This is a genomic window from Variovorax sp. 10L421, from assembly GCF_056395365.1.
This window is the reverse complement of the sequence record NZ_JBFTJJ010000026.1, coordinates 56,406-82,244: the sequence shown is the minus strand read 5'-3', so window position 1 is coordinate 82,244 and position 25,839 is coordinate 56,406. Positions and strand designations below refer to the sequence as shown.

The window sequence follows — 25,839 nt, the reverse complement described above, 5'->3', positions numbered from 1 at the left end:
CGGAGAAATCGTTCGGATCAACCAGCGCACAGCCACCGTTCACTGCGACGGTCGCGCATGGCGCGTGGCGTTCGCTCTGCTTCAACACGTCACCGACATCACGCCTTAAACCACCCGGCCGTCAACAACGGCCTCGAGCGGACTATTACGAAGAGTCGCTACCGTCCCCTCGTAGATACGCCAGTCCACGTGCCCTCTGCCGCGCAGGCACACTCCCGCCGTTGAAGACGTCACGCTCACTCATGCAGGAATCGAATCAAACAATTTCCCCGGCCGCACAAACTGCCGCACCAACCTCACCACTGGGGGGATCGCACGCGAGCATTGGCTTTCAGCCTTGTTGCTGTGGCGCAAGGCGCGCAATTTCGAGATGAAACTGGGGCGCTATTGGCCAACCCTCAAAGGTCACGACCTGCCCCAAGATGGTCTCTCGGTCCTGTCCACTCGGTGCGTAGGGCGACCCTGCGCGCGGCGGCCTACCGAAAACAGGGGATATTTGGGATAAATCGGCGCTGCGCGGAGTGCTCGGTAAGGTTGAACTGGGGAACTGGGCTCCGACTGCAATTCGGAATCGCTCGCGTTCTCCTGTGAGCGCAGAGTTCGGCATGCCGAACATCGAGGAGTTGCGGGGGGCGTGCTTGCCTGCGTGCCGTCGGCGACGATTTGACGACTAGGCCCGACTGGAGCAGATTTCTATGGCCTTGGAGATCCCTTCGTCCGATCCGCATTGGAAGAACGACGGGTACATGAAGACCCCCTAAAACGAAAGCCGATTTTGGAAGGCTGGAGGTTCAAGCTTTGTGCGATTGGAGGATTTTCTCGATGAAGCGCTGGCTCCCCTGTATGGCAGAGCCGCTTTGCCGGAGATCATCGTGGAGCGCGCCAAGCTTGTTCGCTATGCAGAGGCAAGCCTCAGGGAAGACAAGGCAAAGGCCCCGCTCCGAGAGAAACCGGCAACCGAACTGTTGACGCCACGCCTTCGGTGCGTCATCTGTGGCTGCGTGACTTCTCCGACGAAGCGCCAAGAACCGCCTGGTTTGAGCGTCGCAACTCGCCGCCTTTCCACGAGGGCGCCAGCGTCTCTTTCATGCCTTCGAACAGAGTGGGGAGCGTGATCTTCAGGCAATAGCACAGCGTGGCCAGCGTCAACAGAGAAGGGTTGATGTGTCCTCGTTCTATCTTGGAGATGCGCGAGCGCTCCACCTCCGCATCGAAGGCCAGTTCGACTTGCGTGAGTTCTGCCTGCTCGCGGAAATACCGCAGGTTTCGCCCGAGAGCCAGGGTCACTGCGTTGGGCAATGTGCCCCGCGCAATGCCAGATGGCGTCTTGGTTCGTGTGCCTGCAGTCATGTCCACGCAGGCTCGCCGAATGTGCTTGTGGAGGAAACGTCTTAAACGACACATAATCTCGCTGTGCATGTTTTTAAGAACACGGCGCAGCAACTATGTGGAACCAGAGCAGCAACCTTCCGATTCGACGTCACCAGCGACATCTCGGCGGTGGCCTTCGCATGATCGACGGGATCGTATGACGCGCAAACAAGGCGCCTCGCCTTTGCCAACGGCTCGCCCGTTGCGCCTGCCAGCGTCGGTGACGCGTGTCCAACCGCGGCAGCCCGCACCTGTCGTGCGCAGCCTGTCCGCGGCTCGCATCGGCGCGCAGGTGAGGGCGCTGCGCATGGCGGCCGAGGTGTCTGGCGGCGAACTGGCCAAGACCTCGGGGATTTCTGCCTCGATGCTTTCTCGCATCGAGCGCGGTCTGGTCTCGCCTTCGGTCGAGACCTTGGAGCGCCTCGCGCAGGGCCTGCATGTGCCGACCTCACGCTTCTTCAGTGATCAGGCGCGGCGCACTGACTTTTGCCATGTGCGTGCAGGACATGGTGTCTTGGTCGATCGGATCGGCGCCGTGGCGGACTACCGCTACGAGCTGCTGGGTCACCTCCTGTCGGGCAACCTGTTCGTCGAGCCCTACCTGGTCACACTGCTGCCAGGCGCTGATCCCTACGTGACCTTCCAGCACCCGGGTCTCAAGTTCCTGTACTTCCTGTCCGGGGAGGTCAGCTACCGTTACGGCGGCAGGACTGCGGAGGTGAGGGCAGGGGACTCGCTGCTGTTCGATGCGACCGCACTCCATGGGATCGAGGCCATTCAGACTCAGCCGGTCTCTTACCTGTCAGTGGTGTTCACGCTGCGAGAGTAGGCTGTTCTCGGCGGCCTTGCCGCGCTACGCGCGGCGACGCGGATGCCCATTCGATGGTTCCCCTGCGAATTCGCTACGTGCCGAATTCACTTCTCTGCCCATCGCTTTTTTCTCGGTGTTCGGCATGCCGAACACCGAGAAAGTCTCGAGCGGTAGCAACAGCGGAGGTCTTCTGTTTGATGGAGCCGTGAGGATATTTATGCAGCGGCCGGGTGGGCGTGCTCCGCGAGCGGAATGAATTTTCGGTTTCGGTAGCCTGGACGCAGCGATCGCAGGACGACGTCGAAACTTCGAGGGCAAGGTCTTTGTGCGGCTACGAGGGCGGGATCGTTCCGTCCATCTCCGCAATGTTCGGCATGCCGAACATTGATGGTGGCCCTCGAGCTGTCGATCGACGGTGACGCTCCGGAGCCGCGAAACGGCGAGGTGAGCTCGACGCTGGAATTCCGAGGGCAAAGTCCTTGTGCGGCTATGAGGGCAGGATAGACTGCCGTCAGACATTGTTTACCGCCACGGCGTTGCAATGACCCAGACCTCTCTTTCGAGCTGCGTGATATCCACCCGGGTGCCGCCCGAGACGAGGGCGCATTTCACCGCGCTGGCCGCGCGCCATCGCCTCAGTGCGTCGAGCCTGCTTGCGAAGATGGTCGACGAGGTCCTCAAAACCAACGGCGAAAGCTGGCTGGACCCGGATGGACAGCGGCCTGAAGGCGAATCGGAAAACTGCCCCGGCGTGGCGGACCGCGTCACGCTGCGGCTTCGCAAAGGCGATCGCGCGCTGGCGGCAGAGCGAGCCCGTGTCCGCGAGATGAAGACAGCCAGCTACCTCGCCCTGCTGATCCACAACCATGTCCGTGACGCGGCCGTGCTGCCGCCGAACGAACTCGACCAGATCAAAGCGACCGGCGCCCGACTGGCCGCGCTGGGGCGGCAGCTTCGAATGTTCGGCATGCCGAACACTCTGCCCGATCCGGTGGCACCGGACCTCGGCGAAGCGATCGCGCGGGTCCGGCGGGAAGTCGAGGCGGCGCACGAAGCCACGGCCGCCATCGTGCGCCGCAACCTGATCAGCTGGGAGACCGGCGCCGGGAGTGTCCGTGCCTGAACAGACGGCGCGCATTGGCCGAAGCGGCCGCGGCGCGGCCGATGCGCCGCGCGACATGGCGCTGGACATCGTGAGCTACGGTCGGCGAGGACCGAGCGGCACGCTGCGCCTCGGCGCTGACCAGATCGCGCAGATCCAGCGCACGGTGGGGCGCACGCCCGAGGTGATGGTGAAGGTCTCCGGCGGCGGACGGGACGTCGGCGGCGTCGAGGCCCATCTGCGCTACATCGGCCGGCACGGCAAGCTGCCGATCGAAACCGACGAGGGCCTGGCGCCGCAGGGCCGGGGTGCAGCCAAGGAGATTGCGGCCGACTGGCAGCTTGAGCTTTGCAGAAGCCAGTACAAGCCCAGACCCGCTCCGGGGCAGAAAGACACGCGTGCGAAGCTGGTCCACAACATCGTCTTGTCCATGCCCGCCGGCACGCCACCGGAAAAGGTACGGGCTGCCGCCCGCGTCTTTGCACGCGAGAACTTCGCGCTGCAGTACCGCTATGCCATGGTGCTGCACACCGATCAGCCACACCCGCATGTGCATCTGGTGGTCAAGTGCGAGCACGAGTTCGAGCCTGGCAAGCGCCTCTACATCCGCAAGGAAACGTTGCGGCACTGGCGCGAGCAGTTCGCCGCGCTGATGCGCGAGCAGGGCGTGGCGGCCAATGCCACACCGCGCCAAGTGCGAGGGCAGACCCGCAAGCCCTACAGGGATGCGATCCATCACCGGCTGCGCGCGCTTCGGGTGTTCGGACAATTGCCGCCCGATGAGCGGGCCAAACGCCCGCCGCCGAAGACCTCGACCTTCATGCGTTCGAAGCTGGAACGTGTGCTCCAGGCCCTAAGAACGAGGCCGGGCACCTTGAATGTGGGCCAGGAAGCGATGCGGGTCACCCGGCAGCAGGTCGCGGCGGACTGGCAGGCGACGGCCGGGGCCCTTCGAAGACAGGGCGAGGCCAATCTGGCAGCCGAGGTGGATCGCCTTGTCGACCGCATGCCTCCTATACAGACAGATGAACAGCGCATGGCCGAGCGCTGGAGGGAGACCGAGAGAATTCGAGCGCTGGAGCGTTCGGATGCCAAGTCACCTGGGGCACCTGTTCGGTGAGCCTAGGACTCTCGGGCCGACGAAATCTAACGCAGGGCGGTGGCTCTGCGCTTCCAATGAGCGCTGTCGACTTCACTGGAGGGTTGTAGTGGCAGTCCCGCCGCCTGAGCGTGGTGGCTGCTGTGTGCCAGCTGGCGCTTCGCCCCTGCCAAAGTTGCCAGTTGTCAGAAGTCGCGAGTCGTTGCACGCTCGGCGCATCCATGCGGGAGACAGGTTTCGGGGGCGCTGGATTGGACTGCAACTGGCGAGCTGAGTCCGGAGATCAACGCCGATCTGGCTTCGGTGCCGGTTGTGCTCTCGTCCGGTTCTTCAAGCCAGAAGCTCACCGTTGGTACGCACCGCTACTTGAAGGCTGAATCTAATTTAAGGAGTTGTCATGTATTTCGATCCCCATGCCGATCGCCGCCATGTTGATCTTTCGAGCGTGGCAGGTCCCGAGTTCTTTCGCATGGCCGATGTGATACGGATCACCGCGCTGAGTCGCGCCACCTTGTATCGCAGGATAGCAGGAGGCAAGTTTCCTCCTCCCGTGCATTTGGGCGGGCGCGCTTGCGGATGGCCTCGTGCAGCGCTCCAGCGCTGGGTCGAAGATCCGGAGGGGTACTCGGAAGCTTCCGGGACCAGCTGATTCCAAAATTGGAGCCTGGCCATGTCTTGGCCAATTGGCGTCTACCGGGCAGTCGGAGATCCAGCGATTCCAGCCGCACGGCGGCCATCACGTGGCAAGCTGCAGAGCCGGTCGAGCCAAGTTCTGTGCAACGCCAGCGTTGTTGCTGACCCTCAACTTCCTGAGGAAGTCACCGCAACCGTCGCACGGCCCTCGTACGCCAACAGGATCAGCGGCTTCGCTGCATCCAGGTCGGACTGCGACGCAAGGGACAGTTCCAGGTCACCCGTTCCCCAATGTCCTTGCTGCCTGACATCCCGCCCGTTCGAGGGTGGCGGCAGCACCTGGGCTGGGTCGACGTGCAGGTACAGAAGCAGGCGCGCCTTCTGCGGCACCACGGTGGCAAAGTTCTTCAGGCGCTTGAAGGCCACGTACAACTTCAGCTCTTTACGTTGGACGTCGTCGCCCAGTGAGAGCACATGCCCCTCCAGCGACGCCATCAGCTCGTTCAAGTGGGGCGGAAGCAAGGGCAGCCATTCGGCAAACGACCGATCTCCCGTCACTGGTTTCGCCGCACTGGCCTCCGCGGGCGGAGACTTCGGCACTTTCGCCGTTCTGGCCGCCGACGCGCGGCCGCCGTTTGCGCTGGTGGCGTTGGCCAGTTCCAGCAGGAGCAGCTCTTCGCCGAAGCGCCGGTAGCGGATCAGCTCGATATTGCGGTTGATCTGCTGCACCGCATGGCCGTCGTACTTGGTGAAGTCGGCCGCGATGCACACCAGGCGCGGCGCCGTCCAGTCGATGGCATCGGCCGCCGGCTTGCCCAGCTTGTCCATCACCAGCAGCTTGAACTCGGCCTGGTGGTCCATCAGCCAATCCAGGTAGAACAGGCCTTGGTTGATGACGTTCTCGCCAACCGACCGTTTGTATTCCAGGATCACCGGGCAGTTGTTCTCGTCGAGGCCCAATGAGTCGATGCGGCCGGCGTGCGTCTTCCCGGTGGAGTATTCGGTGGCTAGGAAACGAATGCCGAGCAGGGTGTCGAGGTTGGACTCGATCAGCGTCTGGAGCGGCTTCTCGAGGTCGGAGGCATCGCCTTGCAGTTCGAAGGCGCGGCCGGAATGGAGGCGGAAGAGTTTGATGTCGCTCATGGCAGATTGCAGCGCAGAAGTCGTTCATTGGGCGGCGCACCGCGCAGTTCCAGGCGCAGCCACGGCGACTTCTGCAACTCTGGCGGCGGTCGCGTCGTGGTGGTCACGATGTATTGGAAGGCCGAAGAAGACGTACCCTCCAGCTTGCGCACCACGTCAAACAGCTGGTGGTAGACGCTGAGCCCCAAATCGGCCTCACGCGGACTGTCGTGAACCAAGAACGCGGGCAAGCGTGTCGCGCCTTCCATGCTCATGCACATCACGGCCAGATCGAAGGCGATCACCTTCAACGACTCGATGGCAGCGGTGGAGCGCTCGCCGCCCCACTGGACGACCAGCTTCAAGCCGTTGCCGTCGAGGCCGACCCGCCCCGAGGCGGTCGGCCCGACCACCGCCCGGATCACCGCATCGAAGTAGGTGGACAGACGGGCGAAGACAGCGGCCTGCTGGTCGCGGAAAGCCCCCAAGCCGTCGCGTTTGGCATCGATCTGCGCCTGCAATTGCTCGACCTGCGTCTGCGCCTGCTCCCAGGTGGCCCATTCGCGTTCCAGACGCTCGATGTCGTCGAGGTTCTTCTTGCCCTGGCGCCAAGCCGATGAGCGGTTGTCGCTGAGTTTTTCTGCCTGGGTTAGTACTTGCCGCAGGGCGTCGCGGCCGGCGCGTGCCACTGGCAGTTGCCGGTCCAGCGCGGCGACCTGCTGTTTCACCGCATCGATCTCGTCCTGCTTTGCATCGACCTGCCTTTTCAGCGCGTCGTGCCGTTCGCGCAAGGCGGCCAGGTCCGGCAATTCGCGCGACAGCTGGCACCCTTGTGCCAGCACCCGATCGATAGGCACTTCACAGACAGGGCAAGTGGGCACCTCCGCATCCCGGATCTGCGCCGAAGCGCCCGGCAACTCGGCGCGGAGTTGCCGCAGCAGCGATTCGTGCAAGGGCAGGCTGCTGTTCAGCACGGCCCGTTGCTTGTCGAGTTCAGCAACTTCTTGTGCGGCATCTCGCGCCCGCTGGCGCAGATCGCCCAGATTCGACACGTCAACGGAGGGGTCGACCTTTGCGGCCTTCGCCAGCTTCTGTCGTGCCGCCTGCCGTAGCACTTCAAGGCCCAGGCGGCCGTCGGGAACCGACGTCGCAGACAGCCCCACCGCGCGCAACACTTCAGCATGCAATTGCCCGCAGGCCCATTGCCAACGCCCGACCTCGGCGAGCTTGGCCTTGTGCGCTTCTGCCTGCGTGTTGGCTGAGGCCTGCAGTTCGATTTCTTCCGGAGAGATGGCCGCGATCAGCACCCGCATCGCATCTTGCAGGCGACTTCGAGACATGGACCGGGTCGGCGAATCCGAATCGGACTCGGCCGCGCGCCAGTCCAGCACATGATCGAAGCGGCATTCCTGGTCGCGCGTCAACCAGGCGAGCGCCACGCGCCAGGCGTCATGCTGATGATCCACGGGCATCAGGCCCGCGACCCGGGCCGTGAGCACCTGCTGCTCGATGGCGTCGAGCAAGGGCGCCATGCCGGTGGGCTCGGTCAAGCGATCAAAAAGCTGCTCTGGCGAAACCCCTGCGACCGCGAAATGCCCCCGCCCCACCCCGAGGGGCCGCAGCACCGCCCAGGGCGTGCCACTCAGCATCACCTCGGCCGACACCCAGCCGTTCAGGAAGGCAGCGCCAATGCTCAGCTGCTGCGCGTCCGGGGCAAAGCGATCCTCCCCCAGGCAATAGCGAAGCAAGCGGCAGAACAGCGTCTTGCCCGCGCCGTGCCCCAACTCGCCAGACTCGGCCTGACTACCCATATCGGCTGGGTCAGGCGACCAGATGAAGTTCAGGCCCGGCCGCAGTTCGATGTCGCGCACGACCTCGCCAGGCTGCTTCCAGAGGGTGAGCCGGCGCACCCACAGCGCCGGCAGTTCACCGCCCGGCGGCAGCGTGACCGACAGCGGTGCGGGGCCGAACAGATCAGGCTGCGCGGGCATGAACGAAGTCCACCGCTGAAGGGGACAGCAAGGGCAACAGCGTCTCGACGCCATGAGCCCGCAAGTACGCCGCCACCCAGCCGGCGCGACCATCAGGCCAACCTGCCGTGTCCACGCGATCGGCTCCAGGCCCCAAAGCCCAGGTGTCCTGCGGGCTGGCGCGGGACACCACCACATCGCCACGCGCCCGCAATCCGGCGAGCGCACGGCGCCAATGGGTGTTGACGGCCGGTTGCAAGGCGGCCACGGATGGCGGCAAAGGCTCGGCTTCAGCGCCCACTAGACGACGCCATTGCGCGGCGTCTTGTGCAGGCAATGCGGCGGTGAAGAGGCGCGGCTGGAGGCACAGCACGGCGGCCAGCCGCGCCTGGTCTTGGGGCATGGGTTGGCCCCAGGCTTTCAGCACGGCGATGAGCTGCGCTGTAATTGCGTGCTCGTCGGGTTGGCCGCTTACGGCCCATTCGCCAGCGGGCAATGCGGCCCAAGCGGGCTGCATTGCCGGTAGCGTGGTGAATTCGTTCCGTGACTGGAGCCGATGTCGGCCCCGCTGCGTCTTCACCGCCGTTGCTGGCGTCTTGGCGATGCGCTGGAGCAGAACGCTGACAGGTTCGTCATTCACGTCCTGCTGCACCAGCTCCCCCCGGAAAGCTTTGGCCAGCGTTAGCGAGGTGAGACGCTGGACGTGTGCAACAGCAGCGGCGTGGCCGGCTTCGATGCGAGCGGCGAGCGCAAATAGGACTTTGACGCGTCGAACGATTTCGGCCTGCTCTTGTTCGGGAGGCAATAGAACCGGTATGCCTTTCACTTTGGAAAGGTTCAGGTTCGGCTGATTTCCTCCTTCGGCGAGCGCACGCATCTGCTCGTACTGCGCCAGCAACGCCAGCTTCACAAATTCGGTACTGGCCTTCCGACGATCAACCGAAATGGCCGCACAAGCTTGGTTGATTGCTGCGTGTATCCGAAGCTCACTCGTCTGTCCGCGTGTCTTTCCTTCGCCGTACATTGCTACAAGCAAGGTGCCGGGCGCATAGATCTTCAATCTGTGAGCGGAGATTGCCGCAGGGGTTACAAACTCATCTGCTGTGTCGACGTACGCGCGGCTTGTAGCCGCGCTGGTGATCCATGGAGTCCCCGACTTCGAGAAGAAGTTGCTGTTTGAACGCAGTGGCGTTGATCCTGTGCCAACCACCGCAATGTCACTGATGGTCGCGGGCTTCCAACCCTCTAAGCTCGATGACTCTGCTTCGCGCCAGTCGTCTGTTGCCCGCCCTGACAGCGCAGCTTCAAGCACCGCTTGCCTAAACCGCTTGAGCAACGCCGGAATGGCGTCCAGGCGATCATTGCAGGCTTGGATGCGGGCCAGCAGGGTGTCGAGTTGGTCAGCAACGCGGGTTTGTTCCGCCGCAGGCGCCAGAGGAATACTCAGTGAACGCAACTTTTCCTGTGGGATGTTGCGCATCGAGAGCTGGTTTCCAGTGGACGCAGCCTGGATGGCTTGGCGCAATTGGGGCGTCTTCAACGCGTAGTTGATCCATCGCTTTACAGACTCATCGACGACCAGCCTCAGCACCTTGTCGCTCAGATAGAGGCGCTTCTCGATCGGGCCAACAATCACGCTCGCACCAACGAGTTCGATGGTGTTAGCTCGTGATATCAAAAGATCGCCAGAGCGGATCCGATTTCGTTCGTTGAGCAACGTGTCTTGGGGCAGCGTCTTGCTTGCCTCTTCGTTGAATCGCCCCCAGGTCACCGCGCTGATCTTTACGAGTCCAGCTTCACCTGCGGTAGGTGGCCGCTCCTCACACTTGACGTTCTGCCCCGCTTCAATTGCTCGCAGCAATGTGCCAAGCGGAATGACGCCCCATCCAGCCGGTAACTCACTCATCTTTGTTTTTCTTGTCCAACAACAAGCCCCGCCGCGCCAAACGCTCCTGCGCATCTACCAGCGCCGCATGCAGTTGTCGCTCCAATTCCGCCTTGGGCGGCAGTTCTGTCCAATACTCGGCCACGGTGATCCCGTCCTTGTGCATCTGCAGCAGTTCCACCTGCTCGCGGCTGGATTCGGCGCACAGGATCAGGCCGATGGGCGCTTCCTCAGCCGCCTGGCGTTCATGTTTGTCCAACCACTTCAGGTACAGCTCCATCTGGCCCTTGTGCGCGGCCTTGAAGCGGCCGAGCTTGAGTTCGATGGCCACCAGGCGGCGTAGCCGGCGGTGGAAGAACAGCAGGTCGAGGTAGAAGTCTTCCCCGTCGATGACCATGCGTTTTTGCCGTTCGACAAAAGCAAAACCGCGCCCCAGTTCCAGGATGAAGGCTTCGAGCTGGCGCAGGATCGCGGCTTCGAGGTCGGCTTCGTCATGGCCCTGGTGCAAGCCCAGGAAGTCCAGAAAGTACGGATCCTTGAAGACTTGCGCAGGTGATGCGACCAGCGCGGGCGTCTGGGCTGCGGCGATTTCCGTGCGTTCGAAGGCCTTTCGGTCGATCTGGTGGTTCAGTTCCCGCACGCTCCATCCATCCTGCGCAGCGCGCTGGGCATAAAAGGCGCGGGCTTCGGGTGTCTTGAGCGCCACGATGGCCACCAGGTGGCTCCAGCTCAATTGTGTCGACAGCGTCGACACAATCTCCGCATCAGGGAAAGCCTCTGCGAACTTCACCATGCGGCGAAGGTTACGGGATTCGAACCCTCGGCCGAATTCCTGCGCCAGTTGCTGGCCCAACTGATCAAGTAAGCGAGCGCCGTAGCCGGCACGTTCACCCCCCAAAACTTCGGAGGCCAGGCGTTGCCCAACGGTCCAGTACAGCCGCGTCAGCTCGGCATTCACCGCACCAGCCAGGCGCTGGCGGCTGGCGGCGATCAGCGCGCGCAGCTCGACATACAGATTGTCCGGCGGGGCGCCGGCTCCAGCTGTCGTCAATTCGTTCATGCCTGGGTCTCGTCGGCTTGCGGTTCGTCCAAAGGCAAGTCGTCCAGCGCCGCATCCGGGTCCTCGCCCAATTCCTCCAGCAAGGCCCGCAACTCGGCCATGGCGTCGCCTAACTCGCGCTGCAGCAGGCGAGCCACCATGGCCGGATCGTCGCGCTGGGCGTCGGCGGCTTCGGCGCTGTCGTCCTTAAGCCAGCTGATGTCGAGGTTGTCGTCGCGTTGGGCGATCTGTTCGCGCGTGAAGCGGCGCCAGCGGCCTGTCGCGCCGGTGTCCTGTCGTGCGGCCAACGCAGCGGGGCCGCCAGCGGGGTCGTCACCAAACACGTCTTCAAACTTGTCGCGCGGGCGCTCGGCGGGGGCGTCGGGCAATGTGCGGAAGTAGTCACGCGTGAAGGGTGTGCGCTTGCCGAATTGCGGCATATTGGCGCGCATGTCGTAGACCCACACTTCCTTGGTGTTGCCCTTGTCGGTCTTGCCGCGGGTGAAGAACAGCACGTTAGTCTTCACGCCCTGGGCGTAGAAGATGCCGGTGGGCAGGCGCAGGATGGTGTGCAGATTGCACTTGTCCATCAGGTCGCGGCGGATCTCAGTGCCGATGTTGCTTTCGAACAGCACGTTGTCGGGCAGCACGACGGCAGCGCGCCCACCCGGCTTCAGCGCACGGTAGATGTGCTGCAGGAAGGCGAACTGTTTGTTGCTGGTCTCGAAGGTGAGGTCGCCGCGCGTGGGCAGGCCGCCGCCTTTCTTGGTGCCGAAGGGTGGGTTGGAGAGGATCAGCGTGGCATTCGGCAACTGGTTGTGGTCATCGCTGAGCGTGTCGCCATAGATCACTCCGCCTTCGATGCCGTGCAGCAGCATGTTCATCAGTGCCAGGCGGTGCGTGTCCTGTACCAGCTCCATGCCGAAGAAGGTGTCCTTGGCGTAGCGGCGCTGATGGGCATCTGTCAGGCTGTCGAAGTCGTTGTGCCGACGCAGGTAGTTGTTGGCCGCGATCAAAAAGCCGCAGGTGCCAGCCGCCGGATCTTGGATCACGTCGCCCAACTGCGGCTGCATCACTGCAACGATGCTGTCGATCAGATGCCTTGGCGTGAAGTACTGGCCGGCGCCGCTCTTTTTCTCGCCGGCGTTCCGCTCCAGCAGGTCTTCGTACATGTCGCCCAGGTCGTCGCGGTCCACGCTGTACCAGTCTAGGCCGTCGATGTCCGTGACCAGCTTGCTCAGCGTGGCGGGCTTGGTGATGAAGGTGTTGGCGTTGGCGTAGATTTCCTGCACCGCGCCGCGACCGTGCAGGCCGTAGTCGAGCAGCATCTCCTTGTAAAGGTCGAGCCGTTCGGGCGCGGAGGCGTTGAGCAGGTCGTCCCAGCGGGTGCCGGGTTGTTCGACCGGGGGCTCGGACTTTTTGGGCCGCTTCCACACCTTGAGCCGGTCTTCCTGGCCGGTCTCCTTCATCATTTTCAGGAACAGCAGGTAGGTCAGTTCGCTCAGGTACTGGTGGTAGGTGACGCCGTCGTCACGCAGCACGTGGCACAGCGACCAAAGCTTGGCGCCGATGTCGAGCGCGGCAGAGTGGTTGGTCATGGGGTAGCAGGGGATCAGTAGAGGTCAACGGTTGGCCGATGATGGCGGGGCCCACAGCGCGTCGTTGAAGGCTTCCAGCACGGGCTGGAGCTGGCCGTTGAAGACTTTGTCGAGGCGGTTGAAGCCGCCGCCTTCGCGCTTGAAGATGAGGTCGGGGTCGTCGAGAGCGGCGCGGTCCACCAGCACATTGGCTTTGGTCTGCGCCGCGATGCGTTTGAGCCAGTCGCGCTGCGGTGTGCTCCACGGCTTACTGCCAGGCGGGTGCGCCAGCAGGTGTTGCAGCGCGTGGTCCACCCGCTCGGCGTAGGGTACCAGCGCGTCGCCGATGGCTGCCTGGCGGATATAGCCGACGATGCGCGCGGCGATGTCCTGGTTGGTCAGCTCGCGCCAAGCCGAGGCGAGATTGGTTTCGGTGAAGCCGGCACGGTCCAGGGTCAGCACCAACTCGCGCAGTTGGGCGCGGGTCAGCTCGCGCGGTCGGGTGAGCACGGTCACCAAGGCCGGAATCCGGTTGCCCTGGGCCTGAATGAAGTCGCTGAACGCGCGGAGGTAGTCGTCTGGCTTCTGGGCCTTGCCGTAGCCACGATCGGCACGTTCAAAGCGGTCGGCATGCTCTGACACATACATCTCGCGTTCGGGGCCATCACCGCGGCGGTCCAGCAGTTCGCCCAGCTCCGGGTTTTGAACGAACCATGCGGCCACATCGGTCAGGGTCATGGCCTTCAGTTTCTGGATGAAGACCTGCACGGGCATGCCGGCCTTGGCTTCGAAGTCTTGCCGGTCATTGTCAGAGAGGTGGCGCTTCTTGCGCTGCAGCTTGGCCAGGAACTGGTCACGCGCCAGGGCGGTGGCGGCATCGTCCTTGAGCGTTGCCAGTTCCTGGGCCAGTTGGCTGAAGCTGATTTTCGGGTTCACGACCACGGGTTGCATGGCCGTCATGTCGCCGATAGCCTCGAAGATGCGCACGGCGTCGAACACGCGGAACGCGTCCTTCACGTCCGTACCGCCGAAGTCGCACAGCCGCGTGGCGCGGCCCAGCATCTGATCGAAGAGGATGCGGCTGTTGACCTGACGCAGGAAGACCAGATTGCAGATTTCGGGCACGTCCACGCCTGTGGTCAGCAGGTCCACCGTCACGGCGACATTGGGCAGGCGTTCGTTCCTGTAGCGGCGTATGAGCTGCAGCGGCTTGTCGGCCGCGCCCGTGATCTTGATGACGGCGTCGTCTTCGACGGCACCGTACTGCGCGGCGAAGGCCTGCTTGAGCAAGCCCACGACCATGTCGGCATGGCTGTCGCTGACGCAGAAGATCAGGGTCTTGCGGCGCGACGCGGGGTCCAGCTCCTGGGCCAGGTAGTTGCACACGACCTCGTTGAACGCCCGCGTGATGACCTTTCGGTTGAAATCGTCGATCTTGAGCTTGATCTCGTCCGGCGCCTTGAACAGGTCGATTTGCTGACGGCCCGTGTTGTAGACCTTGACTTCCTCACCAGCCTTCCAGGCGATGCCTTCATTGGACAACTGCGTGTGCACCTGGATGGGCGGTTCGTAGTCCGCCAGCCAGCCATCGACGACGGCCTCGCGGTACCCATAGGTAAACACGGGTGGCCCGAAGATTTGGGTGGTGTGCAGCGCTGGCGTAGCGGTGAGCCCGACCTTCACCGCATCGAAATGGTCCAGCACACGCCGGTACTTGGAAACGTAGTCGTCGTAACCACGGAAGCTGAGCTCGGTGTCCGACAATTCGCGGTCCAGCAGGTAGCCGCGGTGGCATTCGTCGACGACGATGCAGTCGTACTGGTCGACGGGAGGCGGCGGCTCGCCCTCGGCGGTGTACAGAACACGTTGCACCATGCCCTGGATCGTGGCCAGGTGGACGGCCGTGTCGGCGTCGGGCCGTGGGGCATCCAGCTCCTTGATGCCGAAAATGTCGGCGAAGGTCTGCAGGCGCTCCATCCGCGTGTCCTTGAAGGCGTTCGCGGCCTGCTCGCCCAGGGCTGAGCGGTCGACCAGAAACAGGATGCGGCGAAAGCGCTTGGCTTTGAGCAGGCGGTAGATGAGGGCAATGCAGGTCTTGGTCTTGCCGGTGCCAGTGGCCATGGCCAGCAAGATGGCGCGCTGGCCAGCGTGGATGCTCGCTTCTGTCGCCAGGATGGCGTTCTGCTGGTAGGGCCGAAGCGGGAAGCCGTAGTCGAACGGCGCATTGGCGAGTTCGGTGTGCGCGCGGTCTTCGTCCTGCTGCACTAGCGCGCTCAAGCCTTCAGGCGTGTACCAACCGTCTAGTGCGTGGCCGAGGTTGTCGGGGCGCCGCAGGTCGCAGAACCAGACGCCGCTTTTCTCGGCCAACTGCCGTAAGTAGGGACGACCGTTGGTAGAAAAAACAAAGGGAATACGGAACTCGGCGTTGGCGCCGAAGTTGACAGCGGGAAGTTCCACCTCGGTTGATGCACGGAAGCCACGGCTGTAGCGCTTGGCTTGTTGCAATGCAGCCGACACGTCAATGTTCTTGCGCTTGGCCTCTACGATCGCGACCGGCGTGAGGCCGATGAACAGCGCGTAGTCGGCAGGCCCGGTCTCGGTGGGCCATTCGGCAATGGCGAGGTTCCGGTCACGTTGGGGCCGGGCACCCTTGGCGAACGTCAGCTGTGCCGAGTCGACCGTCCAGCCCGCGCTGGCCAGTTGGTCGTCGATGAGCTTGCGCGTATCGCCTTCGCTGATCTGGATGACCGCTGCCGCCGAGTTTGCGGCAGCCACGAGCCTAGCGATGACTTGTGGTGGCTCAGCACCGGCTTGGGCCCGGAGCAGCTCCAGTCGTTGGAGCAGTGCGGACTTGGCCGATTCGGCCTCCGTGGCCATGTTCTCCCAGAAGGCGCGATCTTCTTCTGCGCGCCTGATCTGTGCCTGCGCCTGATCGAGCACCTGCGCCGCATCCTGATGCGTAGCTCGGTACTGGGCCAGTTCGACCCGAAGTGCGTTGAGTTCGGCTGTGAGTTCCACGCTTTCGTTCGCCGGTGGCACTGGAGGCAGGAACGGGCCAGATTTGAAAGCGGGATCCTTGAAGGTTCGGTGGAACCACACGCCTAGTTGCCACGTGAGCCGGAGGCTGAGCAACGCGGTGCGGTGGTCGCCGCCAAAACTATGGTTCGCGTTATTGCCCGACCTGCGGATCTGCGCGAACAACGCCCCGACCTCTCGCGGAACAATGCCCTGGTCTTGCAGACGGCGAAGCAGGTCGATCTGCTTTTCTTCGGGAGATGCGGAAACCCCGACATTCGAAGCGGCGAGTTGTGCAAGCAATTCCGTCAGCTGGCGCAGCTTGAGGAGGCACGTATTCGGATCGTCTGCGAAATAGCGCTCGGCGAGCATTCCAAGGCGCACGAGCTGTTGGTCGTGCGCCTTGAGATGTCCAAAGTTTGAAGCCTTATCACCCTGCATGTCAGGCCACTTCAGCTCGAAGGCTGGCGTTGCTTGCGGGGTGGCGTGGCAAGGCTCCCGTTGGCTGACGTGGCAGCCGATGCGGCAATGCCGTGATCACGGCAGTAGCTGAGCACCATGACTTCGAGCATGGATGCAACGCTGCGTCTCTCTGCCTCCGCGGCAGCCGACAGCGCGGCCTTCACATCGGGAGGCACTCTTGCGCTGACCACCTCAGTCTTCGTTACAGCCAAGGCAGAGCTCCTGTGTGAAAAACGCTAGCGTTCTGCAATGATAGCTCAACCCATACCGAAAATTTCCTTGGATTAAGACAGGTGATCGATTGACGCCTCGATGGCCAAACTGCGACGCTCGAAGTTCTAATTTGATCGGCTGAATCCAGTCTGAACCGGTTTTTCGGCACCCAAGACTGAAGGACCGCCGAGATAGATCGTTTGTGGATGGCTTCAGCGCAATCCTCAGCAGATATGTAAACCTCCCGAAAGCGACCACCAGCTCAGCTGGGTCATCGAGCAACTCATGGCCGGCCCCAGGCGCATCGTGTAGGCGCGCTCGCAGCTGCACATAGGCCAACTGGTGCAGCAATGGGACTGGGGGACAGGCAAGCTGCGCGAGGCTCGCATCGCGGCGATGAAGGACCGGCAGGCCACGCTGATCGACGAGCAAAGCAAACAGCGCTTCAGCGTGCCGTTCGCGGCCGTCGTGCCTGTCGATGTTCGGCAGGCAGCCACGTCATCCTCACCGGCGACTGCAGCGCCGCTGAGGCCGCCAGAGATCCTTCACAAACAGGACTTCCGCATCGGCTAGCGCGTGAGCTTCACCGACCAAAGCCTCAAGCGGCACGTCGGAGAAATCGTTCGGATCAACCAGCGCACAGCCACCGTCCACTGCGATGGCCGCACATGGCGCGTGACGTTCGCTCTGCTTCAACACGTCACCGACATCACGCCTTAAACCACAAGCCGTCAACAACAGCCTCGACCGGACTATTACCCTTGACCCGTTCGTCATCGCCAGTTTCAGCGAGGTCCTTGGCGACCCTTCTTGCCACTGCATGCGTGATCTCCTGCACAACAATCATGTTCGTCGCCCAGACGTACAAGCCAGCGGTGCACTCGCCCCGGGGAAAATTCTGCAATCGAAAGCCAACCTCGCAGTTGCGCTTCAACAATGAAGCAAAACTTGCCATCGGCCTATCGACGGGAACGAGGAAGAAGAGCGCGTTGCGATTGGTAAGGTTGATGATCTTTTTGACTTCGCTGATCGACTCGGCGGGACTCGTTAGAGAGGCCGCGAGGGCTGGGTAATCCGGCGATTCATCCATTTGTTTAGTCGGCGGATCGCTTTGCCAAGTTTCGCGGCGCGAGGGCTCATCTGCCCCGACGGCGCCGGGGATTCAGCATCACGGAAAAGGTAGATCGTCACAAACGACGACGCTACGAGGACGAACGCCGAACCGGTCAATTCCAATACCCTGCTGCTGGTCAGCCCGGTCCAGTTTTGCCACCACCCGTAGAGCGTCGCACCAAGGACGACGCCGGCCGCGATGACCAGCGTCTTAACAATGCTCCACATGAAAAAGCGAAGTGCAGGCCCCACCAGTATGGGCGCTGCAGCGCACCCAGCGAGACCGCTGAGCGCCCAACTGATCATTTGTGGCACCACAATCAATGCGACAGCTCCGCCATAGAACTTGAGTCCGCCCCCCACGTCCACCGCAATCCTGAGCAGTCCAAGAAGCAGTGCCCCGGCCTTGCCGCGAAAACTTCCTGCTGCATCGATAGCCCCGGCGCCGCTGGCCCACCAAGCGATTAAGAGCGTGGCGGTTAACGCAAGTGCAAAGAAATACCAAACAATTCGAACGTCCGAGCCGTGGCACGTTGCGAGCTTGCGGGCAGTAAGCGCGATCACAAGCAGAGCAAGTACTACGAGGCCAAGAGAGCCGAAAAGTGAGGTGGCACTTGGAAGAAGGTTCATGAGCCAATTTTCACTGCGAAGCAGATCAGGGTGCCACTGGCGCGACGTGAGAGGAGCGAGCTGTGCCCGAGGAGATCGGAGGGGCCATTTAGACGATTTCAAACGGCGCGGATACGAATTGATACAAAATATACGTACTGACAGTCAAAAAATACGTACTGTGAGTCGTATGATTGCGACTCGGCAGCACGAACCGTGCTGACGTGGTTGGACAGATTGAAGGTTTCTCCTAGTACCCAGGAAGCAAAAGTCAGTGATCGGGCTTCGCGAAAGCGAGGTCACTCTGTTGGACAGTAAACAGAGCGTTAACGCAGCCGATTGCCGGGAAGCCGGAGCGGTGGCAGCGAACGGAACGCCGAGCAGGATGCAGGACGAGCAGCGCAGATCGCTAGGTGCACAGCACAGCGAGATTGCCAGAACGATCAGCACTTGTTTGGGGGACCGCAGCAGGCCTGCGGCAACTGTGATGGGCTTGGTAGTCGAGTTGGCTCCTTTTCGGAACCTGCTTTCAGGGGGACGGGCATGTGCCCGGATAGGAGTGTGTTGATGAACAAGCAATCTCGTGCTAACCACATCGCGGTGTTGAAGAAGCTTCGCGATGACCACCGTAGCCAACTCGACGATGGTGTTTTGAGTGAGCTGGACAGCCTTATCAAGGAGCTTGAAAAAGCTCCGAGTGGCTTCCACGAAAACGTTGAGGCAGCGTTGCTGGCTTCACGCGTTCTAGAGGCAGTCGCGAGGATCATCCATGTGGTGACGAACCTCGGCGATTGGTTCAAATGACTCAGACCCCCAAGCCCATTCTTTGTTTAGAGCACCATGAACATCGGCAACGCCATTCAGCTAGCACGCACCAGGCGCAAGCTATCGCAGGCCCAACTGGCAGAGCGGGCCGGCATGTCTGTGTCTTACCTATCGCTGCTTGAGCGATCAAGGCGAGACCCCCCACTTTCCACGCTTCAACGTATCGCCGGCGGGCTTCACGTTCCACTCGAAATTCTGTTTTTCTTGGGCGCCGAAGGTACCGAACTTAGCGGGATCAACAAGGATCTCGCAGGACAACTGGCGGCCATGGCACTGGACCTGCTGAATGAGCCTGAACCTGGTCAAACCGATCTACCCGTTTAGGCCCATTGGGTCTACTACGACACTTGCGTCGATGCTCCGAATGTCGGAGCGCGAAATGGTGGACTTGGCTTCTCGGGCCAGTCGCTTGTACCGCCCGGTCAAGCTGAAGACCGGCCGGCAGACTTTTGATGCCAACCATCCGCTAAAGCCCATTCACGCGCGTATCAAAGCCGCGATGCTCGCCCACGTCGGGTTTCCTTGGTATCTGACGGGGAGCCTGAAGGGCCGTGACTACAAGGTCAACGCCGAACTCCACAAGAATCAAAGTGTGGTCATCTGTGAGGACGTGAAGGGATTCTTCGGCGCAGTTTCGGATGAGCGGGTCTTCGATGTGTGGCGTAACTTCTTCAATTTCTCCCTCAGCGTTGCGGAGATCCTGACTTCCTTGACTGTGAAGGATGGGGCACTTCCGCAGGGCGCGATACCGAGTTCGTACCTCGCAAACCTCGCACTGTGGCGCGATGAGCCACTCCTCCAGGCAAAGATGGCAGCTGAGGGGATTGTGTATTCAAGGTACGTGGACGACATCGCGATGTCCTCAAAGACGCCGCTGACAACCGACCGCAAGACGGCGCTGATCGGAGCAGTCTATGGAATGCTCCGTCGGAACGGGCTCTCCGCGAAGCGCGAGAAGCACGAGATTTTCCCGGCGACAAAGCCCATGATCACCACCAAGCTGATCGTCAACCGAAAAGCGTCCTTGACCACCGCGCAAAGAAGCAACGCTCGCGCTGCCGTTCATCATGCTGAGAGGCTCGCGGCAATGCCCGGCGCTGAGGCGGAGTTGGCTTGGGATGCTCTCAACAAGGCCGCTAACCGCGTTGGGCAGCTAGGGCGCTTTCATCCGAATCTTGCGGAGCCATTGCGCGAACGGATACGACTGGCCCGTGAAAGCCTCGATGCTCCAGAGCTTACGCCACGCATTACTGGTGGGGCCCCACCTGTGGACACTCGGCCATATGCGGCCCCCTGGGACGCAGTCTGACGCTGCGAAATTGCGGGGAGCTTGGGTGAAAGCCGAAGAAAGGCGCCGCTATGCTGCCTATCTGCGCACCCCCCCACGGTTCGGCGGTGAGATAAGCAGACATCGCGGGGGAGGTCTCTATGATTTTCCATTGCGGCGCTGCTCGACTCAAGATTCCCCATGCCCTCTAGCTGGCTTGGCAGGAGCGCGCGGACTCGGCGCTATGTCATCTGGCGCGGCTTCAAGGGAATCACGTCGGCGCCGATGCGCAGCTTGTCCAGGTAGTCCGCCCAGCGCTGCATCATTTCCCGGCGCGCGGGAAGATGTGCGGTGCGGTTGTACGCACGACCGTTGGCATCCTTGACCGTGTGGGCAAGTTGATGCTCGATGAAGTCCACGCGCTCGCCGAGCACCTCATCCATGATCGTCCGCGCGGTTGCCCTGAAGCCGTGGGCCGTGTGGACTTCGGCGCTGTAACCCATCCCGCGCAGGGCGGCATTGATCGTGTTCTCGCTCATGGGGCGTTCACCCGTCCGTATGCTGGGAAACACAAACCGTCCATGCCCTGTGATCGGGTGCAGGTTCCGCAGGATCTCCACCGCTTGGGTTGCCAGCGGCACAACATGATCGATCTTCATTTTCATCTTCGGGCCGGCGATGCGCCACTCGGCCGCGTCCAGGTCGATCTCGGCCCATTCCGCCGTGCGCAACTCGCCAGGGCGGACAAACAGCAGAGGGGAAAGCTTCAGCGCGGCAACGGTAGTGGGGTGGCCGCTATAGGCATGGATCGAGCGCATCAGATCTCCGACTCGCTTGGGCTCGGTAATGGCGGCGAAGTGCTTGGTCGCTTTCGAGGCCAGAGCTTCGCTCAGGTCGGCGGTTACGTCCCTCTCTGCCAGTCCTGACACCACTGCGAAGCGAAACACCTGCCCGCAAAGCTGCTTGACGCGGTGGGCGGTATCGATAGCGCCGCGTGCTTCCAGCTTGCGCACAACTCGCTCCAGAATGTCGCGCGGACCGATGGTGGACATGGGCATCTTGCCGATGAAGGGGAACACGTCCTTCTCGAGCCATGTCTTGACCTTGAGCTGCGTTCCACTCGCTCGTTTGGCCGCAGTCTTTCCCAGCCACTCGCGCGCAACCGCCTCGAACGTATTCGCCGCTGCGTCGGCTCGGGCTCTCCTTTCTTCGCGCTTGGCCGCGCTCGGGTCAGTCCCGTCTGCCAGCAGCTCGCGGGCGGCGGCGCGGCGATCCCGAGCTTTGGCCAGCGAGACCTCTGGGTAGGTTCCCAGCGCCAGCGTTTTCCGCTTGCCGGCGAAGGTGTAATCCATTCGCCAGTATTTCCCGGCAGTCTTCACCAACAGGTACATGCCGGCGCCGTCGGCATATTTGTCGGCGATGGCCTTCCCGGTGGGCTTCACCTGCCTAACAAACGTGTCTGTCAGCGCCATCTCCACTCCTTAACGGTATCTCGTCACGGGGATTTCCGGGATACCGGCAAAAGTAACGGTATTTCTGGGAGATGAGATGCTACGCGGCGCGTCGGCGCGAGGCAAAGAAAAACCCGCTACGCCTTGGGGCGTGCGGGTTTCTGATGTGGGGTGAGACGCCGTGATTCGGGTCTTTGGTGCCTTCGACAGGAACCATTCCGGCCCGCGCTGTTCCGTCTCCCGCCGCGCATCGCGACATCCTGTGGGCCCTGGGTGCAATGCTGCTGCTGTGGACCCTCTCGATCGCCGGGTTCTACCCGACCCCGCCCTGGGACAACGTCGAGGAGCTGTTCTGGGGCGGCAGCTTCGAATGGAGCTACTACAAGCATCCGCCGCTGCCGAGCTGGCTGATGGGCGTGCTGATCCACTTGGGCGGACGCCAGCCCTGGCTGACCTATGCCGCCGGCGTCGGCTGCGGGGTGGGCGCGCTCTACCTCGTCTGGCGCTGGTCGACCGCGCTGGTCCATCCGGCCCGCGCGGCTCTGGCCGTTCTGCTCGGCTCGCTGGTGACCTACCACGTGCAGCGCGCGGTCGTCTACAACCACAACACCGTGCAGCTGCTGCCGCTGGCCGGCTACTGGTGGATGCTGTGGCGCGTGCTGCATGCGCCGTCGTCGTCGAGGCTGCGGGACTGGGCCTGGCTCGGTGTCTTTGCGGCGCTGTCGATGCTCACCAAGTACAGCGCGGTGGTGCAGTTCGCGGTCGGCGCGGCCTTCATCGTGAGGCAGGGCCAGTGGCGCGACGCGCAGGTGCGGCGCGGGCTGCTGCTGGCGGGCGGCGTGGCGTTGCTGCTGATGGCGCCGCACCTGTGGTGGGTGCTGGAGCACTCCGCGCGGACGATCGCCTACGCGCGCCATTCCGTCCAACCGGCGGGTGGGCACGGGTACGGCCTGCGCCATCTGGTGCACGTGTTCGTGGTGCAGGTGGCCCGGCTGTCGCCGATGCTGCTGCTGGCCGGCTGGGCCTGGTTCACACGCGCCTCCGTGGCGCCGCCGCCGCTGTCCTCGGCCGCCACGCCGGGACTGAGTGCGTTCGACCGGCGCTTCCTGGCCTGGGCCACGCTCGGGCCCGCGTGCCTGGTGTTTCCCGCGGCCATCCTGCTGAAGATCCTGCTGGCTGCGTCCTGGCTCACCACCTTCTTCCTGCCGGCGGCGCTGTGGGCGGTGGCCGTGCTGCCCGGCCTCGAGGCGGAGCGCTGGAGCCGCCGCCGGTGGCGCGGCGTCGTGGCCACCGTGGTGGTGCTGCATGTGGCCGGCGCGCTCGGCCAGGGGTGGGTCGACGGCGTGCTGAGCAGGCGGCTCGGCTACATCACGCGCGCCAACCTGCCGGCCGGGGCAGTCGCCGATGCCTTGCGCGCCATCTGGCACGACCGCGCCGGCGACCGGCCGTTCAGGCTGCTCGTCGGCGACACCTGGTTCGCGGGCGCGGTGGCGCTGAAGATGGACCCGTCGATGCAGCTGCTGATCGACGGCGACGAGCGCAACTCCCCCTGGCTGGCCCCCGGCGCGCTGGAGCGTGAAGGCGGCATGGTGCTGATCCTCGACACGCAGGAGTTCCGCTCCGAGGGCGCCTTGCTCGAACCCCGGCTCGCGCAGGCTGATTGCCGCGGCACGCTGGACATTCCCTGGGCCGGCACCGACGAGCGCAACAGCTTGCGCGCGCGCTGGGGCATCGTGCTGCCGCACGGCGAGCATGGGGCGAAGAACTGCGGGGCGCACGCGCGTCAATGACGCCAACGCCAACGCCAACGCCGACGCCGACGCCGACGCCGACGCCGACGCCGCCGGGGCCCGTCAGCCCCTGAACCGCTTGCGCGTCAACGCCAGCGCGATCCAGAAGGCGACGACCGCATAGACGGCCAGCACCGCCGCGTGCACCCACCAGCCGGTCGGCCACTGGTCCATGAAGAGGGGCCGCACCAGCGCCACCGCGTTGGTCAGCGGCAGCCACGCCGCCACGGCCCTCACCGCCGAGGGCAATTGCTCCACAAAGTGAGGAGATCGGGTTGACGCACACGACTGATCGACGATAGGCGACCGTCATGGAATTGGCGGCTCCCACCGGACTGATGCCTCGGACACATAGGGAGAAAAATATGAGTGGCCGTGAATTCTGCGCACCAGACAATTCCAACTATCCGAAGTGGTCAAGTTGGGATGTCTTCAAATGGCAAGCGCTCTCTGAGAAGTTTGGTGGCGGCCGCGCGTACCTGACCGCCTATAAGGACGGCTGGGTTGTCTACAACAAGAACCGAATCGTCGAGATCGCCAAGCAAGAAAAGATACCGCCTGCCCTCCTCGCATCCGTCGCATGGGCCGAAGTGGGGGGCAAGCCCGATGGCACCAAGAAACCAGTATTCTTCGAACGATCCTTACAGACTTGGTTCAATCAAAGGGGCGGCGCGCCAGGCATTTATGACAAGCCGCCTGGAGGCACTTCCGTTGGCGCCGTCAGCATCCAAATGCGCAATGCCGCAAGAGAATTGGGCTTGTCCATCGAGGAAATGTCCTTCTCCGATCAGGTGGCCATGTTGAACTGCCTCAATACAGACGTCTTCAATCTGACGGTGGTCGCCAAGCATCTACGTGGCTTGGTCCTGCACGACTACCCGAGCGCAGGTACAGCCCATTTGACCGATGAGCAGTTCATTGCCGCGGGCGCGCGCTACAACCGGGGGACAACTCGCCCGCTGGCGGATATCACGAACTCGATCAAGCTCCCGCCGGGTGCCAGGGGCCGGGAATATTCAGAGTACGGACGCAGAATGATTGAGCATCGAGAGCATGTTTCACGCCTGCTCAACAGATTCTGAGCATGAAGAAACTTGGCGCGATCGGCATGTCGTTCTACGCACTTCTGTGCGTGGCAGTTATGTTCATGATGCCGATGAACGAGTACGAATGGATGCTCGACGATCCCAAGGCGCGCGCTGACGGCCTCACCTTTTGCGGGTTGCCCCTTGATGACGGAATCGACGCCAGAATCATCGCGCTCATCGTGCTGTTGCCCCTCGCTATCGCGGGCTGCGCGCTATCCGCAAAGAAGCGCCGGATTCATTACTCCGCCTGGCTCGCATTGGTGGTGCTATTGGTTTGGGGTTGGCGTTTTTTTGTCCACTACCCGCTTTGCCCCGGGCGAGAGGCTTTCTAGGAACATTGGACTCATCGTCCCGAGTACAACCTTCGGGGCAGTACGGTTGGGATGACGCCTTCCCCTCGTGCTAGAAATTCGCGATCAGCAACTTGCGCGACGCGGGCACGGCGACCAGTCTTCAGCTCCCGAGCGTTTCGGCAAGCAGCCTGAGTACGATGGAATCGGCGCCCGTGCGAGACCCAGCCCTGGGAAAACAAGAGAACAACTACCCCCGAAATCTCTTCCGAGTCAACGCCAGAGCCACCCAGAAAGCCGCAACCGCATACACAGCCAGCACCCCCGCATGCACCCACCAGTTCGCTGGCCATTGGTCCATGAACAGCGGCCGCACCAGCGCCACCGCGTTGGTCAGCGGCAGCCACGCCGCCACGGCCCTCACCGCCGAGGGCAATTGCTCCAGCGGAAAGAACACGCCGCTCAGGAACATCATCGGTGTCATGAACAGCGTGAAGTAGTACGTGAAGAAGTCGTAGCCCTTCGCCAGCGCATTGAAGATCAGCGCGATCGACGAGAAGGTGATGCCGGCGCCGACCAGCACCATCCACGCGACGACGAGTTTCGGGCTGTGGCTGATGCCCAGCCCGAGCATCACGAACAGGATCGCCGTGACCGTGAAGATCGACTTGAACGCGGCCCACAGCATCTCGGCCAGCACGATGTCGTCGAGACCGACCGGCGCGTTCATGATGCCGTCCCAGGTCTTCTGCACATGCATGCGCGAGAACGCCGAGTACAGGGCCTCGAAGCTCGCCGCGTTCATCGCGCTCATGCAGATCGAGCCGCTCGCCAGGAACAGGATGTACGGCACCTTCACGCCGTCGACCGACACCTGCCCCACCAGCGCGCCCATGCCGTAGCCGAAGGCCACGAGCCAGATCAGCGGCTCGGCGATGTTGCCGATCAGGCTCGGAATGGCGAGCTTGCGCCACACCAGCAGGTTGCGCAGGAACACGGGCCACCAGCGCAGCGAGAGTTCGGGCGCGCGCCACACGGAAGGCGCAGGCGGCGACGCAGCGGTCGCAATGTTGTTCATGATTTCCTCTCCATTTCAGGAATACCGCG

General features: G+C 62.8%; 23 protein-coding genes and 1 pseudogene. 11 read left to right on the top strand and 13 right to left on the bottom strand.

Features of this window, described 5'->3' with window-relative positions; translation table 11 throughout:
• Positions 1 to 987: 987 nt before the first annotated feature.
• Entirely contained in the window at positions 988 to 1,287 is a 300-nt protein-coding gene (locus AC1DFC_RS25050; RefSeq protein WP_478180199.1) for a helix-turn-helix transcriptional regulator, read from the bottom strand.
• Positions 1,288 to 1,627: 340 nt separating this feature from the next.
• Between AC1DFC_RS25050 and AC1DFC_RS25045 the strand changes: the two genes are divergently transcribed.
• The 4 genes from AC1DFC_RS25045 to AC1DFC_RS25030 all read left to right on the top strand — a co-directional run bounded on the left by AC1DFC_RS25045 (position 1,628) and on the right by AC1DFC_RS25030 (position 5,032).
• Positions 1,628 to 2,200 carry a helix-turn-helix domain-containing protein gene (locus AC1DFC_RS25045; RefSeq protein WP_307613972.1) on the top strand — a complete coding sequence of 191 codons (573 nt, stop codon included), beginning with the start codon at positions 1,628 to 1,630 and terminating at the stop codon, positions 2,198 to 2,200.
• A 523-nt stretch (positions 2,201 to 2,723) separates the two neighbouring features.
• Entirely contained in the window at positions 2,724 to 3,305 is a 582-nt protein-coding gene (locus tag AC1DFC_RS25040; RefSeq protein ID WP_478180198.1) for a hypothetical protein, read from the top strand.
• 55 nt (positions 3,306 to 3,360) lie between these two features.
• Positions 3,361 to 4,404 (top strand): relaxase/mobilization nuclease domain-containing protein, encoded by a 1,044-nt coding sequence (locus AC1DFC_RS25035; RefSeq protein ID WP_478180201.1) that lies wholly within the window; start codon positions 3,361 to 3,363, stop codon positions 4,402 to 4,404.
• Positions 4,405 to 4,780: 376 nt separating this feature from the next.
• Positions 4,781 to 5,032, top strand: a complete 252-nt coding sequence (locus AC1DFC_RS25030) for a helix-turn-helix transcriptional regulator (protein WP_478180197.1) — start codon at positions 4,781 to 4,783, stop codon at positions 5,030 to 5,032.
• 152 nt (positions 5,033 to 5,184) lie between these two features.
• Here AC1DFC_RS25030 and AC1DFC_RS25025 read toward each other — a convergent pair whose 3' ends face one another.
• The 7 genes from AC1DFC_RS25025 to AC1DFC_RS24995 are packed head-to-tail and all read right to left on the bottom strand — an operon-like array spanning position 5,185 to position 16,298.
• Positions 5,185 to 6,159, bottom strand: coding sequence for a DUF5655 domain-containing protein (locus AC1DFC_RS25025; RefSeq protein WP_478180196.1), 975 nt, complete (start codon positions 6,157 to 6,159; stop codon positions 5,185 to 5,187).
• Positions 6,156 to 8,129: a chromosome segregation protein SMC gene (locus tag AC1DFC_RS25020; RefSeq protein ID WP_478180195.1), complete on the bottom strand. Its 1,974-nt coding sequence runs from the start codon at positions 8,127 to 8,129 to the stop codon at positions 6,156 to 6,158. Before AC1DFC_RS25020 ends, AC1DFC_RS25025 begins: the two co-directional genes overlap by 4 nt.
• Positions 8,113 to 10,014, bottom strand: a complete 1,902-nt coding sequence (locus AC1DFC_RS25015) for a restriction endonuclease subunit S (RefSeq protein WP_478180194.1) — start codon at positions 10,012 to 10,014, stop codon at positions 8,113 to 8,115. The genes AC1DFC_RS25020 and AC1DFC_RS25015 overlap by 17 nt, the downstream gene beginning before the upstream one ends.
• On the bottom strand, positions 10,007 to 11,053 hold the full coding sequence (locus AC1DFC_RS25010; protein WP_478180193.1) for a PDDEXK nuclease domain-containing protein: 1,047 nt from the start codon (positions 11,051 to 11,053) through the stop codon (positions 10,007 to 10,009). The genes AC1DFC_RS25015 and AC1DFC_RS25010 overlap by 8 nt, the downstream gene beginning before the upstream one ends.
• Positions 11,050 to 12,630, bottom strand: a complete 1,581-nt coding sequence (locus AC1DFC_RS25005) for a class I SAM-dependent DNA methyltransferase (RefSeq protein ID WP_478180192.1) — start codon at positions 12,628 to 12,630, stop codon at positions 11,050 to 11,052. The genes AC1DFC_RS25010 and AC1DFC_RS25005 overlap by 4 nt, the downstream gene beginning before the upstream one ends.
• A 24-nt stretch (positions 12,631 to 12,654) precedes the next feature.
• Positions 12,655 to 16,065 (bottom strand): type I restriction-modification system endonuclease, encoded by a 3,411-nt coding sequence (hsdR, locus tag AC1DFC_RS25000; protein WP_478180191.1) that lies wholly within the window; start codon positions 16,063 to 16,065, stop codon positions 12,655 to 12,657.
• Positions 16,066 to 16,076: 11 nt separating this feature from the next.
• On the bottom strand, positions 16,077 to 16,298 hold the full coding sequence (locus tag AC1DFC_RS24995) for a hypothetical protein (RefSeq protein WP_478180190.1): 222 nt from the start codon (positions 16,296 to 16,298) through the stop codon (positions 16,077 to 16,079).
• Between the two features lie 343 nt (positions 16,299 to 16,641).
• Between AC1DFC_RS24995 and AC1DFC_RS24990 the strand changes: the two genes are divergently transcribed.
• A complete protein-coding gene (locus tag AC1DFC_RS24990; RefSeq protein ID WP_478180189.1) occupies positions 16,642 to 16,872 on the top strand; it encodes a hypothetical protein in 231 nt (76 codons plus the stop codon).
• 136 nt (positions 16,873 to 17,008) lie between these two features.
• Here the strand turns inward: AC1DFC_RS24990 and AC1DFC_RS24985 are convergent, their stop codons facing one another.
• Positions 17,009 to 17,389, bottom strand: coding sequence for a hypothetical protein (locus AC1DFC_RS24985; protein WP_478180188.1), 381 nt, complete (start codon positions 17,387 to 17,389; stop codon positions 17,009 to 17,011).
• Positions 17,347 to 18,042: a hypothetical protein gene (locus tag AC1DFC_RS24980; RefSeq protein ID WP_478180187.1), complete on the bottom strand. Its 696-nt coding sequence runs from the start codon at positions 18,040 to 18,042 to the stop codon at positions 17,347 to 17,349. The genes AC1DFC_RS24985 and AC1DFC_RS24980 overlap by 43 nt, the downstream gene beginning before the upstream one ends.
• A gap of 546 nt (positions 18,043 to 18,588) precedes the next feature.
• Here AC1DFC_RS24980 and AC1DFC_RS24975 point away from each other — a divergent pair.
• The 3 genes from AC1DFC_RS24975 to AC1DFC_RS24965 are packed head-to-tail and all read left to right on the top strand — an operon-like array spanning position 18,589 to position 20,155.
• A complete protein-coding gene (locus AC1DFC_RS24975; protein WP_478180186.1) occupies positions 18,589 to 18,825 on the top strand; it encodes a hypothetical protein in 237 nt (78 codons plus the stop codon).
• A gap of 36 nt (positions 18,826 to 18,861) precedes the next feature.
• Complete coding sequence (locus AC1DFC_RS24970) at positions 18,862 to 19,170, top strand: helix-turn-helix domain-containing protein (protein ID WP_478180185.1); 309 nt, start codon at positions 18,862 to 18,864, stop codon at positions 19,168 to 19,170.
• Entirely contained in the window at positions 19,133 to 20,155 is a 1,023-nt protein-coding gene (locus AC1DFC_RS24965; protein ID WP_478180184.1) for a reverse transcriptase family protein, read from the top strand. Before AC1DFC_RS24970 ends, AC1DFC_RS24965 begins: the two co-directional genes overlap by 38 nt.
• Positions 20,156 to 20,355: 200 nt before the next feature.
• Here the strand turns inward: AC1DFC_RS24965 and AC1DFC_RS24960 are convergent, their stop codons facing one another.
• Positions 20,356 to 21,585, bottom strand: a complete 1,230-nt coding sequence (locus AC1DFC_RS24960; protein WP_478180183.1) for a tyrosine-type recombinase/integrase — start codon at positions 21,583 to 21,585, stop codon at positions 20,356 to 20,358.
• 176 nt (positions 21,586 to 21,761) lie between these two features.
• Here AC1DFC_RS24960 and AC1DFC_RS24955 point away from each other — a divergent pair, with 176 nt between their 5' ends.
• Positions 21,762 to 23,354, top strand: a complete 1,593-nt coding sequence (locus AC1DFC_RS24955) for an ArnT family glycosyltransferase (protein WP_478180182.1) — start codon at positions 21,762 to 21,764, stop codon at positions 23,352 to 23,354.
• A gap of 63 nt (positions 23,355 to 23,417) precedes the next feature.
• Here AC1DFC_RS24955 and AC1DFC_RS24950 read toward each other — a convergent pair.
• A pseudogene (locus tag AC1DFC_RS24950) lies at positions 23,418 to 23,612 on the bottom strand (ABC transporter permease); the annotation flags it as partial.
• Between the two features lie 107 nt (positions 23,613 to 23,719).
• Here AC1DFC_RS24950 and AC1DFC_RS24945 point away from each other — a divergent pair.
• Complete coding sequence (locus tag AC1DFC_RS24945) at positions 23,720 to 24,436, top strand: hypothetical protein (protein ID WP_007829697.1); 717 nt, start codon at positions 23,720 to 23,722, stop codon at positions 24,434 to 24,436.
• 2 nt (positions 24,437 to 24,438) lie between these two features.
• On the top strand, positions 24,439 to 24,774 hold the full coding sequence (locus AC1DFC_RS24940; protein WP_007829696.1) for a DUF2645 family protein: 336 nt from the start codon (positions 24,439 to 24,441) through the stop codon (positions 24,772 to 24,774).
• 208 nt (positions 24,775 to 24,982) lie between these two features.
• Here AC1DFC_RS24940 and AC1DFC_RS24935 read toward each other — a convergent pair whose 3' ends face one another.
• Positions 24,983 to 25,810, bottom strand: a complete 828-nt coding sequence (locus AC1DFC_RS24935; RefSeq protein WP_478180181.1) for an ABC transporter permease — start codon at positions 25,808 to 25,810, stop codon at positions 24,983 to 24,985.
• Positions 25,811 to 25,839: the final 29 nt, after the last annotated feature.

Excerpts from the sequence above, each read along its gene's own strand:
- AC1DFC_RS24940 (WP_007829696.1), top strand. The coding sequence starts at position 24,439 with ATGAAGAAACTTGGCGCGATCGGCATGTCGTTCTACGCACTTCTGTGC.
- AC1DFC_RS25005 (WP_478180192.1), bottom strand. The coding sequence starts at position 12,630 with ATGACCAACCACTCTGCCGCGCTCGACATCGGCGCCAAGCTTTGGTCG.
- AC1DFC_RS24975 (WP_478180186.1), top strand. The coding sequence starts at position 18,589 with ATGAACAAGCAATCTCGTGCTAACCACATCGCGGTGTTGAAGAAGCTT.
- AC1DFC_RS24970 (WP_478180185.1), top strand. The coding sequence starts at position 18,862 with ATGAACATCGGCAACGCCATTCAGCTAGCACGCACCAGGCGCAAGCTA.
- AC1DFC_RS25015 (WP_478180194.1), bottom strand. The coding sequence starts at position 10,014 with ATGAGTGAGTTACCGGCTGGATGGGGCGTCATTCCGCTTGGCACATTG.
- AC1DFC_RS24935 (WP_478180181.1), bottom strand. The coding sequence starts at position 25,810 with ATGAACAACATTGCGACCGCTGCGTCGCCGCCTGCGCCTTCCGTGTGG.
- AC1DFC_RS25040 (WP_478180198.1), top strand. The coding sequence starts at position 2,724 with ATGACCCAGACCTCTCTTTCGAGCTGCGTGATATCCACCCGGGTGCCG.
- AC1DFC_RS24965 (WP_478180184.1), top strand. The coding sequence starts at position 19,133 with ATGAGCCTGAACCTGGTCAAACCGATCTACCCGTTTAGGCCCATTGGG.
- AC1DFC_RS25035 (WP_478180201.1), top strand. The coding sequence starts at position 3,361 with ATGGCGCTGGACATCGTGAGCTACGGTCGGCGAGGACCGAGCGGCACG.
- hsdR (WP_478180191.1), bottom strand. The coding sequence starts at position 16,065 with ATGCAGGGTGATAAGGCTTCAAACTTTGGACATCTCAAGGCGCACGAC.
- AC1DFC_RS25025 (WP_478180196.1), bottom strand. The coding sequence starts at position 6,159 with ATGAGCGACATCAAACTCTTCCGCCTCCATTCCGGCCGCGCCTTCGAA.
- AC1DFC_RS24980 (WP_478180187.1), bottom strand. The coding sequence starts at position 18,042 with ATGAACCTTCTTCCAAGTGCCACCTCACTTTTCGGCTCTCTTGGCCTC.
- AC1DFC_RS25020 (WP_478180195.1), bottom strand. The coding sequence starts at position 8,129 with ATGCCCGCGCAGCCTGATCTGTTCGGCCCCGCACCGCTGTCGGTCACG.
- AC1DFC_RS25030 (WP_478180197.1), top strand. The coding sequence starts at position 4,781 with ATGTATTTCGATCCCCATGCCGATCGCCGCCATGTTGATCTTTCGAGC.
- AC1DFC_RS25010 (WP_478180193.1), bottom strand. The coding sequence starts at position 11,053 with ATGAACGAATTGACGACAGCTGGAGCCGGCGCCCCGCCGGACAATCTG.
- AC1DFC_RS24985 (WP_478180188.1), bottom strand. The coding sequence starts at position 17,389 with ATGGATGAATCGCCGGATTACCCAGCCCTCGCGGCCTCTCTAACGAGT.
- AC1DFC_RS24960 (WP_478180183.1), bottom strand. The coding sequence starts at position 21,585 with ATGGCGCTGACAGACACGTTTGTTAGGCAGGTGAAGCCCACCGGGAAG.
- AC1DFC_RS24945 (WP_007829697.1), top strand. The coding sequence starts at position 23,720 with ATGAGTGGCCGTGAATTCTGCGCACCAGACAATTCCAACTATCCGAAG.